Here is an 11,878-nt window from a genome sequence, read left to right on the forward strand (position 1 = left end):
GAGGGCGATGTCCTCGGCCAGGCCCAGTCCGGGGTCCGTTCCTCGCTGCGGATGCTCACCGTCATCGACGACGAGGAGGTCATCGCCGCCGCACGGGAGGAGGCCGTGGCGGTCGTCGCGGCCGACCCGGAGCTGGAACACCTGCCGGGGCTGCGGACGGCGCTGGACGCGCTGCTCGACAAGGAGCGCGAGCAGTACCTCGACAAGGGCTGACCGGAGACACCGGGTGCGCGGGCCCGATCGGCCGCAACGCCATATCGTGGGTGGCACGGCGCCGGGGCACCCCGCGGGCCGCCCACGAACCGAGGACCAGACACCCATGACCCGCGTGATCGCCGGCTCGGCCGGCGGACGCCGCCTGGCCGTTCCGCCCGGCACCGGCACCCGCCCCACCTCCGACCGTGCGCGCGAGGGCCTCTTCTCCACCTGGGAAGCCCTCCTCGGCAGCCTGGAGGGCACCCGTATCGCCGATCTGTACGCGGGTTCCGGAGCCGTCGGTCTGGAGGCGCTCTCCCGGGGCGCGGTGCACGCCCTGCTCGTCGAGGCCGATCCCAAGGCCGTCCGCACCGTCCGGGACAACGTCCGCACGCTCGGCCTGCCCGGCGCCGAGGTCCGTACCGGCAAGGCCGAGCAGATCGTGACGGGACCTGCCCCGGCCCAGCCGTACGACGTGGTGTTCCTGGACCCGCCGTACGCCGTCACCGACAACGATCTTGGCGAGATACTGCTCACACTCCGTGCCCAGGGGTGGCTCACGGCCGATGCCCTCGTCACCGTGGAACGCAGCACCAGAGGCGGAGAATTCGACTGGCCCGAGGGGTTCGAACCCTTGCGGGCCCGTCGATACGGCGAAGGAACGCTTTGGTACGGTCGCGCCGCCTCTACGTGCGAAGACGCACGATGACCGCACCGGAGAGCGAGGGAACCAAGTTGCGCCGCGCCGTCTGTCCGGGGTCGTTCGACCCCATCACCAATGGACACCTCGACATCATTGGCCGCGCCTCGAAGCTGTACGACGTGGTGCATGTCGCGGTGATGATCAACCAGTCCAAGAAGGGCCTGTTCACGGTCGACGAGCGGATCGACCTGATCCGCCAGGTCACCGCGGACTTCGACAACGTCCAGGTCGAGTCCTTCCACGGCCTCCTGGTCGACTTCTGCAAGCAGCGCGACATCCCGGCGATCGTCAAGGGCCTGAGGGCCGTCAGCGACTTCGACTACGAGCTCCAGATGGCCCAGATGAACAACGGCCTCTCCGGCGTCGAGACGCTCTTCGTACCGACCAATCCGACCTACAGCTTCCTGTCGTCCTCCCTGGTCAAGGAGGTCGCCACCTGGGGCGGCGACGTCTCCCACCTGCTCCCCCCGGTGGTCCACCGGGCCCTCACCGAGCGTCTCGCCCGGGGCTGATCCACTGACGGACCGTCACCAGGTGTCGGACGGGCGCCGACTGGCCTTACAGTCGTCCCGTCCGTCTCCAATCGGCTGTAGAGAGTGGCGAGCACACGGTGGACGTGCAGAAGAAGCTCGACGAGATCGTCGAAGCGGTCGGGAGCGCCCGGTCGATGCCCATGTCGGCCTCGTGCGTGGTCAACCGCGCCGAGCTGCTCGCGATGCTCGAAGAGGTGCGTGAGGCCCTGCCCGGCTCGCTCGCCCACGCCCAGGAGCTCATCGGCGGCCAGGAGCAGCTGGCCGAGCAGGCCCGCCAGGAGGCCGAGCGGATCATTGGGGCCGCCCGCGCCGAACGCACCTCGCTGATCGCCGACACCGAGATCGCCCGGCAGTCCCGCAGCGAGGCCGACCGCATCCTCGACGAGGCCCGTCGCGAGGCCGCCGAGGTCCGCGCCGAGGCCGACGAGTACGTCGACAGCAAGCTGGCCAACTTCGAGGTCGTGCTCACCAAGACGATCGGCTCGGTCGACCGGGGCCGCGAGAAGCTCCTCGGCCGCGGGCAGCCCTTCGACGAGCAGGGCTACGAGGACCCGGACTTCGCCGAGGCCCCCGAGCGCAGCACCGACCCGGCCACGCTCCAGCGCCGGGCGGACGAGTACGTCGACACCAAGCTGGGCGCCTTCGAGGCCGTGCTCGCCAAGACCCTGGAGGCGGTCGGCCGCGGACGGCAGAAACTGCACGGCAGGATCCCCACCGACGACCTCGGCGCGCATGTGGCCGCCCAGGACGCCGCGGGCGACCAGGGGCGCATCAGCGACGAGGACCACTGGGCCGGCCTCGCCGAGCTCGCCACCCCGCAGCCGCAGCCGGCGCACCAGCAGGCCCAGCCCCATTTCCCCGCCCAGACGCAGCCCGGCTACGCGGAGACCTACGCGTACCAGGACCAGCCGCAGCAGGACGCCTACGGATACCAGCAGCAGCCGGACCCGTACGCAGCGGCGTATCAGCAGCAGGGCTACGACCAGAGCCAGGCCCAGGCCCAGGCCCAGATCCCGGTCCAGGGGTATGACGGCTGGCCCCAGCAGCAGCCCCAGCAGGCCCTCCAGCCGCAGGGCGAGAGCGCCCTCGACGAGACCAGCCTCTTCGACACCAGCATGATCGACCTGGACCAGCTCCGCCGGTACGAACAGGAGCGCTGACCGCAAGCGGCCGGGCCCCGACCCGGTCGGCCCCGGCCGCCCGGATTGGGAGCTGGGCGGCGCGTCCAGTATCCTGGCTCCTCGGTCGCGCGTATGTCCGCGGTCCCGGCTGCCCGTTTCGACTCCGAATCCGGTCGGCCCTCCCCACGATGTGCGTTGCACATGATCTCGAAAGCAGGAAAAGCCCTGAACGGCCACCTCGACCACCGAAACCCCCTCGTGTTCGATACGCACGAGCTGGGCCGGCGTCCCGGTGCCCTCCAGCGGCTCTCCCGCACGGTGGACGCACCTGGTCCGCCGGCTGTTCTCGGCATCGACGGGGTCATCGGTGTGCCGGAAGGCGCACCCGTGGAGCTGGACCTCCGCCTCGAATCGGTCGTGGAAGGGGTGCTTGTCACAGGCACCGCCCGTGCGTCGGCCGAGGGGGAGTGCGTAAGGTGTCTGGAGCCGCTGCGCCTAGAGGTTGCGGCGGACTTCCAGGAGATGTTCTCGTACCCTGACGCCGATGACCGGGGCCGCAGCAGCAAGGCGGAGCCGGCCGACGACGCCGAGGACGACGAGGACAGGCTCTTCATCGAGGACGGCCTGTTCGACCTCGAACCAGTGCTGCGCGATGCGGTGGTGCTCGCACTGCCGATGCAGCCGGTGTGCCGGGAGTCCTGTGCCGGTCTGTGTTCCGAATGCGGAATCAGGCTGGACGAGAACCCCGGTCATCACCATGATGCCGTCGACATTCGTTGGGCGGCATTGCAAGGACTCGCCGACACCGTTCAGGACGGCGAGAAGGACAACATGGGCGGCGCCGAAGCGGGCGTCGACGAGAAGCAGGAGAAGTAGCCGTGGCTGTTCCGAAGCGGAAGATGTCGCGCAGCAACACGCGCCACCGCCGGTCGCAGTGGAAGGCTGCGGTCCCCACCCTGGTTTCGTGTGAGCGTTGCCAGGAGCCGAAGCTGCAGCACATCGCGTGCCCCAGCTGCGGCACGTACAACAAGCGCCAGGTCCTCGAGGTCTGAGCGGCTGGTGAGAGGCCCGATGTCTGAGTTGTCCAACGCCAAGAAGAAGGCAGACAACGTCAACACAGCCTCGTCCCACACGCTTCTGGAAGGGCGGCTCGGGTATCAACTCGAGACCGCCCTTCTGGTGCGCGCGCTGACCCACCGTTCGTACGCGTACGAGAACGGCGGTCTGCCCACCAACGAGCGGCTCGAATTCCTCGGGGACTCGGTGCTCGGTCTGGTGGTCACGGACACGCTGTACCGCACCCACCCCGACCTGCCCGAAGGCCAGCTGGCCAAGCTGCGGGCCGCGGTGGTCAACTCGCGTGCGCTTGCGGAAGTGGGCCGCGGCCTCGAACTCGGCTCCTTCATCCGGCTCGGCCGGGGCGAAGAGGGCACGGGAGGCCGGGACAAGGCGTCCATCCTCGCCGACACCCTTGAAGCGGTGATCGGCGCGGTCTATCTCGACCAGGGCCTCGGCGCGGCCTCGGAGCTGGTGCACCGGCTCTTCGACCCGCTGATCGACAGGTCCTCGAACCTCGGTGCCGGCCTGGACTGGAAGACCAGCCTTCAGGAGCTCACCGCCGGCGAGAGCCTCGGAGTCCCCGAGTACCTCGTCACGGAGACCGGCCCGGACCACGAGAAGACCTTTACTGCTGCTGCTCGCGTCGGTGGTGTCTCGTACGGCACCGGCACCGGCCGTAGCAAGAAGGAAGCGGAGCAGCAGGCGGCGGAGTCCGCCTGGCGCGAGATCAGCGCCGCCGCGGAGGAACGGGCGGCAGCGGCCAAGGACGCTGCCGATGAAGGGGGCGCCGACACCCCTGCAGGCCCGTCGCCGTCCACGGACGCGGCTCCGGCCTGACCCCCAGAACCCCCCCGGTGCCCCCGCGCACCGGGGGGTTCTTCCTGCCCGGAAACGTACTCTTTACCCGGACCGTCCTTTCAGGAGTGACACCGTGCCCGAGCTGCCCGAGGTCGAAGTCGTACGACGTGGTCTCGAACGCTGGGTCACCGGCCGGACGGTCGGTGATGTCGAGGTGCTGCACCCGCGTGCCGTCCGCCGCCATCTCGCCGGTGGCATGGACTTCGCGGCCCGGCTCGGCGGCGCCCGCTTCGGTACGGCGATGCGCCGGGGCAAGTACCTCTGGGTGCCGCTGGACGACGCGTCCAGCTCGCTCCTGGGCCACCTCGGCATGAGCGGCCAGCTGCTCGTGCAGCCGCAGGACGCACCCGACGAGAAGCATCTGCGGATCCGGATCCGCTTCGACGACTCCCTGGGCACCGAGCTCCGCTTCGTCGACCAGCGGACCTTCGGAGGGCTCTCGCTCCACGAGAACACCCCCGACGGGCTGCCCGACACCATCGCGCACATCGCCCGCGACCCCCTGGACCCGGCCTTCGACGACGCCGCCTTCCACGCGGCCCTGCGCCTGCGCCGTACGACCGTCAAGCGGGCCCTGCTCGACCAGTCGCTGATCAGCGGCGTCGGCAACATCTACGCGGACGAGGCGCTCTGGCGCAGCAGGCTGCACTACGACCGGCCGACCGCGACCCTCACCCGCCCCAAGTCGGCCGAACTGCTCGGCCACGTCCGTGACGTGATGAGTGCTGCGCTCGACCAGGGCGGCACCAGCTTCGACAGCCTCTACGTCAATGTGAACGGCGAGTCCGGCTATTTCGACCGCTCGCTGGACGCCTACGGGCGCGAGGACGAGCCCTGCCACCGCTGCGGTACGCCGATGCGCCGCCGCCCCTGGATGAACCGCTCCAGCTACTTCTGCCCCCGCTGCCAGCGGCCGCCGCGCACGGCTCAGGAAACTGCCCGGCCGGGGTGCGTATCGTCGTAGTGGTCACGGGCCCGGAGCACCTCGGGCATCCGGCCCTCGACGAGCTGGATCAGCGCGAGCAGCCGCTCGGCCACCTGCCGGCCCAGGGGTGTCAGCTCGTAGTCGACGCGCGGCGGATTGACCGGCTGCGCCTCCCGATGGACCAGGCCGTCCCGTTCCAGGGCGTGGAGCGTCTGGGAGAGCATCTTCTCGCTCACGCCGTCGACCCGGCGACGGAGCTCGTTGAAGCGGAAACCGCCTTCGTACAGCGCTCCCAGTGTCAGACTGCCCCAGCGCCCGGTGACGTGCTCCAGCGTGCCGCGTGAGGGGCACTGCCTGGAGAACACATCGAAGGCGAGCTCGTCCAGACGGGTGTTCTCGTCCATACCGAGCAGCCTACGCCCGCACAGCGCTCACTGCGGGAGCGTGCTTTCCGGGAGTGAGTGCTGTGCGGAGTGCGGCTCAGAAGCCGAAGTCCTGGGTCCACCAAGGGCCGCCCGAGCCGTAGTGGACACCGACGCCGAGCGTCTTGTAGTCGCAGTTGAGAATGTTCGCCCGGTGGCCGTCGCTGTTCATCCAGGAGTCCATCACGGCCTGCGCGTCGGCCTGGCCGTGGGCTATGTTCTCGGCGGCGAGGCCCCGTACGCCGGCCTTCGACGCGCGGTCCCAGGGGGTCCGGCCGTCGGGGTCGGTGTGGTCGAAGAAGCTGCGGGCGGCCATGTCCTCGCTGAAGTCCTGGGCGAGCGAGGCGAGCGAGGCGCTGGCGGTCAGCGGGCTGCAGCCCACCTTCCCGCGCTCCTGATTGACCAGCGCGAGCACGGCGGACGAGGCGGAGGCGGCGATCGGTGCCGGGGCGGCGGCGCTACGGGTCGCGGGGGCGGAAGTCTTCGGCGCGGCCGAGGACTTCTCGGTGGTGGGGGCGGTGCTCTTCCCGTTCCCGGCAGCCGCGGACTTCGACGGCGCGGCCGGGGACGGCTCCGCACGCTCGGGCGCCTTCGAAGACGTCTTGGAAGGGGAGGCGGGGGCTCCGATGGGGGATCCGGTCCGCGTCGGGCCCTCGGCCCGGCCGGTGCCGCGATCGGTCGGTGCGGACGCGGTGCCGCGGTCGGCCGGTGCGGTGCTGGAGCCGCCCTGGGCCTGCAGATCAGGTGCGCTTCCGGCCCGTACCCGGTCGGCGCCGCCGCCCAGGGGGAAGCCGTCGGTGCCGGGCACCAGGCCGGAGGCCACCGCCACGGCTCCCACGGCAAGGGCCGCGAAGACGCCGACCAGTCCCGTACGGACAGGTGCTCCGGAGCGCTTCCTGCGGTGCCCGCCGTGGTTGCGGCCCGCGACCTTCGCCGCGTGGTCCTCAGCGGCCGGAGCCGCGGCGGAGCGTCGATGGCGTCCCATCTGCTGAGCCCTTCCGATGGTCCGGACGCCACATCCGGCGTCGACACGCATCACCCGTTCGAGTGAGGTCATTGCGTCGGGACTGTACGCCATGCCCCCCACGGCAGGACGTGCTCCGAGAGCGATGGGCCGGTTAGCGTTCGGGCATGAACGAAGAAGTACGACTCACCGCATGGGTACGCGGCCGAGTGCAGCAAGTGGGGTTCCGCTGGTTCACCAGGGCGAACGCCCTGGAGATCGGTGGTCTCACCGGTTTCGCCCTCAACCTCGACGACGGCAGGGTGCAGGTCGTCGCCGAGGGTCGGCGTGAGAATTGCCACCGCCTGCTGGACTGGCTGCGCTCGGACGACACACCCGGCCGCGTGGACGGAGTCACTGAGATATGGGACACCCCGCGCGGCGGTTACGAGGGCTTCGCGATCCGCTGATCCGGGGCCGGTCCGGGGGTGCGGAGCGGGTCGTGTTCGGACCGTGTTCGAAGCGCCGCTGGGGGTTGTCGGGCGAGGTGCTCAGCTGCGCACACATGAAATGACCTGCGGAATGACCGGGTGGTTGCCAAGATTCGGATACCGTGCCAGGCTGCGGGAGTAAGGATGATCTCCACGCCCCGCAGGGACCCGCAGGAGAGTCGCGCCGCATGATCACCGAAGCCGCGCGCCCCCGGGCTGCCCGCCTCTACTGGGTGTGATCGTGTTGACCGTCAAAGTTTTTGGTGAGACGCTGAAATCCCCGCGCACCTTAACTGTTTGGCAGAGCTGTTTGGCAGCAGAACAGCAGTGACGACAGAGCGCTGCCGAGCACCGCGGGTGCGATTCCCTCACGACCCACACCGCATCGGTCGGTCACTCAGTGTGGAGGACCATCCATCATGGCAAAGGCGCTTCTCGGTTACGTCGGCGGTTCCGACCCGCGACTCCTCGCCGAGATGCGACGGCTCCAGCAGCGCGTCCAGGATCTCGAATCCGAGCTCGTCCGGATTCAGGACGAGAACGACGCGCTGAACGCCGCCGCCCAGCACCAAGAGTCGCTGCTCGACAGCATCGACATCGACGTACCTCAGGCGGAGCCGGCGCTGACCTGACCGATGGCCCCCAGGGGCCGGTCGGGCTGTACGCGTCAGCCGTCCGAGATCACCACCCGGATCGTCGCCGGATCATTGAAGATCACTGCACTTGATCTGTCACCCTCGTGACATGTCCTTGATCCGTCATGCGCCGCTGCACCAGCAACACCGCACGTAACACCGCACAAGATTTACAAGGGGCGCTTCGGCGTCCCTTCTTTCTTTTCCGTCCGATCCATTTCCGCCCGGACCTGTGCGGGACCGCCCCCGACATGCACCCCTTCCCTTAACGTCTGATGTGCCCTGCACCTTCATCGGTGAAACCGAGAGCGAAAGGTAGAGTCCGGCGGCGTGCACCTCAAGGCCCTGACCCTGCGTGGTTTCAAATCATTCGCCTCCGCCACGACGCTGCGGTTCGAACCCGGCATCACCTGTGTCGTCGGTCCCAATGGGTCCGGCAAGTCCAATGTGGTGGACGCGCTCTCCTGGGTCATGGGGGAACAGGGCGCCAAATCCCTGCGCGGCGGCAAGATGGAAGACGTGATCTTCGCCGGCACCACGGGCCGGCCGCCGCTCGGACGGGCCGAAGTATCGCTGACCATCGACAATTCCGACGGCGCACTGCCCATCGAGTACGCCGAAGTGACGATCACTCGGATCATGTTCCGCAATGGCGGCAGCGAGTACCAGATCAATGGCGACACCTGCCGGCTCCTGGACATCCAGGAACTCCTCTCGGACTCGGGCATCGGCCGCGAGATGCACGTCATCGTCGGTCAGGGCCAGCTGGACTCCGTGCTCCACGCCGATCCGACGGGCCGCCGCGCGTTCATCGAGGAAGCCGCGGGCGTGCTCAAGCACCGCAAGCGGAAGGAGAAGGCGCTGCGGAAACTGGACGCGATGGGAGCCAACCTGGCCCGCGTCCAGGACCTCACCGACGAACTGCGACGGCAGCTGAAACCGCTCGGCCGGCAGGCGGCCGTGGCGCGCCGGGCCGCGGTCATCCAGGCCGATCTGCGCGATGCCAGGCTGCGGCTGCTCGCCGACGACCTGGTGCGGCTGCGGACGGCGCTGCGCAGTGAGATCGCCGACGAAGCGGCGCTCAAGCAGCGCCGGGAGGCCGCGGAGGCGGAGCTCAAGGCCGCCCTGGTCCGCGAGGCGGAGCTGGAGGACGAGGTACGGCGGCTGGCGCCGCGGCTCCAGCGCGCCCAGCAGACCTGGTACGAGCTGTCCCAGCTGGCCGAGCGGGTGCGCGGCACGATCTCGCTGGCCGACGCCCGGGTGAAGAGTGCCTCCGCCGTCCCGGAGGAGGAGCGGCGCGGACGCGATCCCGAGGACATGGAGCGGGAGGCGGCCCGGATCCGTGAGCAGGAGGCGGAGCTGGCCGCCGCACTGACGGCCGCGGAGCATGCGCTGGAGGACACCGCGGCCCACCGCGCCGACCTCGAACGGGAGTTGGCGGCCGAGGAACGCAGGCTCAAGGATGCCGCCCGTGCCATCGCGGACCGACGCGAAGGGCTGGCCCGGCTGAACGGACAGGTCAACGCGGCCCGCAGCCGGGCCGGTTCGGCGCAGGCCGAGATCGACCGGCTGGCCGCCTCCCGGGACGAGGCGAGGGAGCGGGCGGTCGCCGCCCAGGAGGAGTACGAGCAGCTCAAGGCTGAGGTCGAGGGCCTGGACGCCGGGGATCAGGAGCTCGGCGAGCGGCACGACGCCGCCAAGGCGGAGCTCGCGGAGGCCGAGGCGGCGCTCTCCGCGGCCCGGGAGGCGGCCACCGCCGCGGAGCGGAAGCGGGCGGCGGTGGCCGCCCGCCACGAGGCGCTGGCCCTCGGCCTGCGCCGCAAGGACGGCACGGGTGCGCTGCTGGGCGCGCGGGAGGGGCTGTCCGGTCTGGTCGGTCCTGCCGCGGAACTCCTGGCGGTGGCGCCGGGGCACGAGGTGGCGGTGGCGGCGGCACTGGGCGCGGCGGCCGACGCGGTCGCGGTGACGGACCCGGCCACGGCGGCCGAGGCGATCCGGCTGCTGCGCAAGCAGGACGCGGGGCGGGCGGCGCTGCTGCTGGGCGCGGTGCGGCGCGCCGAAGTCCCCGGTCAGGGGGGTGCCGATGATGCCGGTGGTGGTGCCGGTGCCGAAGGGCCGCGCGCCGTGGCCGACCTCGTCCGCGGGCCCGTCGAACTGATGGACGCCGTACGCAGGCTGGTACGGGACATGGTGGTCGTCGGGACCCTGGAGGATGCCGAGGACCTCGTCGCCGTACACCCGGAGCTGACGGCCGTGACCGCCGAGGGGGACATTCTCTCGGCCCACTTCGCGCACGGCGGTTCCGCCGGGGCGCCGAGCCTCCTCGAAGTGCAGGCCTCGGTCGACGAGGCCGCCGCGCAGCTGGAGGAACTGGGCGTGCGGTGCGCCGACTTGACCGAGGGGCAGCGGCTCGCGGGGGAGCGGCGCCGGGCCGCCGCCGGGCTGGTCGAGGAGCTGGGGGAGCGGCGCCGGGCCGCCGAGCGGGAGAAGTCCGGGGTGTCCCAGCAGCTGGGGAGGCTGGCCGGACAGGCCCGTGGCGCGGCCGGTGAGGCCGAGCGGATGACCGCGTCGGCCGCCCGCGCCCAGGAGGCGCTCGAACGGGCGACCGAGGAGGTCGAGGAGCTGGCCGAACGGCTGCTGGTCGCCGAGGAGACGGAGATCGAGGAGGAGCCGGACACCGCCGTCCGCGACCGGCTCGCCGCCGACGGGGCCAACGCCCGCCAGACCGAGATGGAGGCCCGTCTCCAGGTGCGTACCCACGAGGAGCGGGTCAAGGCGCTGGCGGGCCGGGCCGACTCCCTCGACCGGGGCGCCCGCGCCGAACGGGAGGCCCGCGCCCGCGCCGAGCGGCGCCGGGCCCGGCTGCGCCACGAGGCGGCGGTGGCCTCCGCCGTCGCGTCCGGAACCCGTCAGCTGCTCGCACACGTCGAGGTGTCCGTCGTACGGGCCGAGCGGGAGCGGGCGGTGGCCGAGGCGGCGAAGGCGGAGCGGGAGCGGGAGCTGTCGGCCGAGCGCGGCCGGGGCCGCGATCTCAAGAGCGAGCTGGACAAGCTCACCGACTCCGTCCACCGCGGTGAGGTGCTCGGTGCCGAGAAGCGGCTGCGGATAGAGCAGTTGGAGGCGAAGGCACTGGAGGAACTCGGCGTCGAGCCTGCCGGGCTGGCCGCCGAGTACGGCCCCGACCAGCTCGTACCGCCGTCACCGGCCGCGGAGGGCGAGGAGCTGCCGCAGGACCCGGAGCATCCGCGCAACCGGCCGAAGCCGTTCGTCAGGGCCGAGCAGGAGAAGCGGCTGAAGTCGGCCGAACGGGCGTATCAGCAACTCGGAAAGGTGAATCCGCTCGCCCTGGAGGAGTTCTCGGCGCTGGAGGAGCGGCACAACTTCCTCTCCGAGCAGCTCGAAGACCTGAAGAAGACCCGGGCCCATCTGATACAGGTCGTCAAGGAGGTCGACGAGCGGGTCGAGCAGGTGTTCACGGAGGCGTACCGGGACACGGCCCGCGAGTTCGAGGGCGTCTTCTCGCGGCTCTTCCCGGGTGGCGAGGGCCGGCTCGTCCTGACCGACCCGGACAACATGCTCGCGACCGGTGTGGACGTGGAGGCGAGGCCGCCCGGCAAGAAGGTCAAGCGGCTCTCGCTGCTGTCCGGAGGCGAACGCTCGCTCACGGCGGTGGCGCTGCTGGTCTCCATCTTCAAGGCCCGGCCGAGCCCGTTCTATGTGATGGACGAGGTCGAGGCGGCGCTCGACGACACCAATCTGCAGCGGCTGATCCGGATCATGGAGGAGCTCCAGGAGAGCTCGCAGCTCATCGTGATCACACATCAGAAGCGGACGATGGAGGTCGCCGACGCGCTGTACGGCGTATCGATGCAGGGCGACGGAGTCTCGAAGGTCATCAGTCAGCGCCTGCGCTGAAGCCCCGTTCCGCATTCAAGGGTTCAACGATCGACTCGGGTGTTCATCGGCGGGCATGTGACTGGTTTCGCATGTGCA

13 protein-coding genes are annotated in these 11,878 nt (G+C 70.4%); 11 read left to right on the forward strand and 2 right to left on the reverse strand.

The genetic code is table 11. From position 1 onward, the window contains the following. From IE107_RS35210 to mutM, 8 genes are all read left to right on the forward strand, one after another. The coding region (locus IE107_RS35210; protein ID WP_229867186.1) for a hypothetical protein at positions 1 to 213 on the forward strand (213 nt) is incomplete at its 5' end. A gap of 106 nt (positions 214 to 319) precedes the next feature. Further along, a complete protein-coding gene (gene rsmD, locus IE107_RS23045; RefSeq protein ID WP_189545847.1) occupies positions 320 to 904 on the forward strand; it encodes a 16S rRNA (guanine(966)-N(2))-methyltransferase RsmD in 585 nt (194 codons plus the stop codon). Between the two features lie 26 nt (positions 905 to 930). Beyond that, positions 931 to 1,410: a pantetheine-phosphate adenylyltransferase gene (gene coaD, locus IE107_RS23050; RefSeq protein WP_189546038.1), complete on the forward strand. Its 480-nt coding sequence runs from the start codon at positions 931 to 933 to the stop codon at positions 1,408 to 1,410. A gap of 98 nt (positions 1,411 to 1,508) precedes the next feature. Continuing rightward, positions 1,509 to 2,591 (forward strand): cell division initiation protein, encoded by a 1,083-nt coding sequence (locus tag IE107_RS23055; protein WP_189545849.1) that lies wholly within the window; start codon positions 1,509 to 1,511, stop codon positions 2,589 to 2,591. Between the two features lie 162 nt (positions 2,592 to 2,753). After that, positions 2,754 to 3,428 carry a YceD family protein gene (locus IE107_RS23060; protein ID WP_189545850.1) on the forward strand — a complete coding sequence of 225 codons (675 nt, stop codon included), beginning with the start codon at positions 2,754 to 2,756 and terminating at the stop codon, positions 3,426 to 3,428. A 2-nt stretch (positions 3,429 to 3,430) separates the two neighbouring features. Next, positions 3,431 to 3,604, forward strand: a complete 174-nt coding sequence (gene rpmF / locus IE107_RS23065) for a 50S ribosomal protein L32 (protein WP_003965982.1) — start codon at positions 3,431 to 3,433, stop codon at positions 3,602 to 3,604. Between the two features lie 19 nt (positions 3,605 to 3,623). Beyond that, positions 3,624 to 4,448, forward strand: a complete 825-nt coding sequence (rnc, locus tag IE107_RS23070) for a ribonuclease III (protein ID WP_189545853.1) — start codon at positions 3,624 to 3,626, stop codon at positions 4,446 to 4,448. 94 nt (positions 4,449 to 4,542) lie between these two features. After that, positions 4,543 to 5,433 (forward strand): bifunctional DNA-formamidopyrimidine glycosylase/DNA-(apurinic or apyrimidinic site) lyase, encoded by an 891-nt coding sequence (gene mutM, locus IE107_RS23075; protein ID WP_189545854.1) that lies wholly within the window; start codon positions 4,543 to 4,545, stop codon positions 5,431 to 5,433. On the opposite strand, the gene IE107_RS23080 is transcribed toward mutM, so the two are convergent. Beyond that, a complete protein-coding gene (locus IE107_RS23080) occupies positions 5,397 to 5,798 on the reverse strand; it encodes a winged helix-turn-helix transcriptional regulator (protein ID WP_189545856.1) in 402 nt (133 codons plus the stop codon). The two genes, mutM and IE107_RS23080, sit on opposite strands and share 37 nt — an antisense overlap. 76 nt (positions 5,799 to 5,874) lie before the next feature. Next, positions 5,875 to 6,801 (reverse strand): CAP domain-containing protein, encoded by a 927-nt coding sequence (locus IE107_RS23085; protein ID WP_189545858.1) that lies wholly within the window; start codon positions 6,799 to 6,801, stop codon positions 5,875 to 5,877. A gap of 146 nt (positions 6,802 to 6,947) precedes the next feature. Between IE107_RS23085 and IE107_RS23090 the strand changes: the two genes are divergently transcribed. From IE107_RS23090 to smc, 3 genes are all read left to right on the forward strand, one after another. After that, positions 6,948 to 7,229, forward strand: a complete 282-nt coding sequence (locus tag IE107_RS23090; protein ID WP_189545860.1) for an acylphosphatase — start codon at positions 6,948 to 6,950, stop codon at positions 7,227 to 7,229. A 440-nt stretch (positions 7,230 to 7,669) separates the two neighbouring features. Then, complete coding sequence (locus IE107_RS23095) at positions 7,670 to 7,882, forward strand: hypothetical protein (protein ID WP_018551753.1); 213 nt, start codon at positions 7,670 to 7,672, stop codon at positions 7,880 to 7,882. A 333-nt stretch (positions 7,883 to 8,215) separates the two neighbouring features. Next, positions 8,216 to 11,800 (forward strand): chromosome segregation protein SMC, encoded by a 3,585-nt coding sequence (smc, locus tag IE107_RS23100; RefSeq protein WP_189545862.1) that lies wholly within the window; start codon positions 8,216 to 8,218, stop codon positions 11,798 to 11,800. The last annotated feature ends 78 nt before the right edge of the window (positions 11,801 to 11,878 follow it).

The sequence above is a fragment of the Streptomyces gelaticus genome, from assembly GCF_014649535.1.
Lineage (GTDB): Bacteria > Actinomycetota > Actinomycetes > Streptomycetales > Streptomycetaceae > Streptomyces > Streptomyces gelaticus.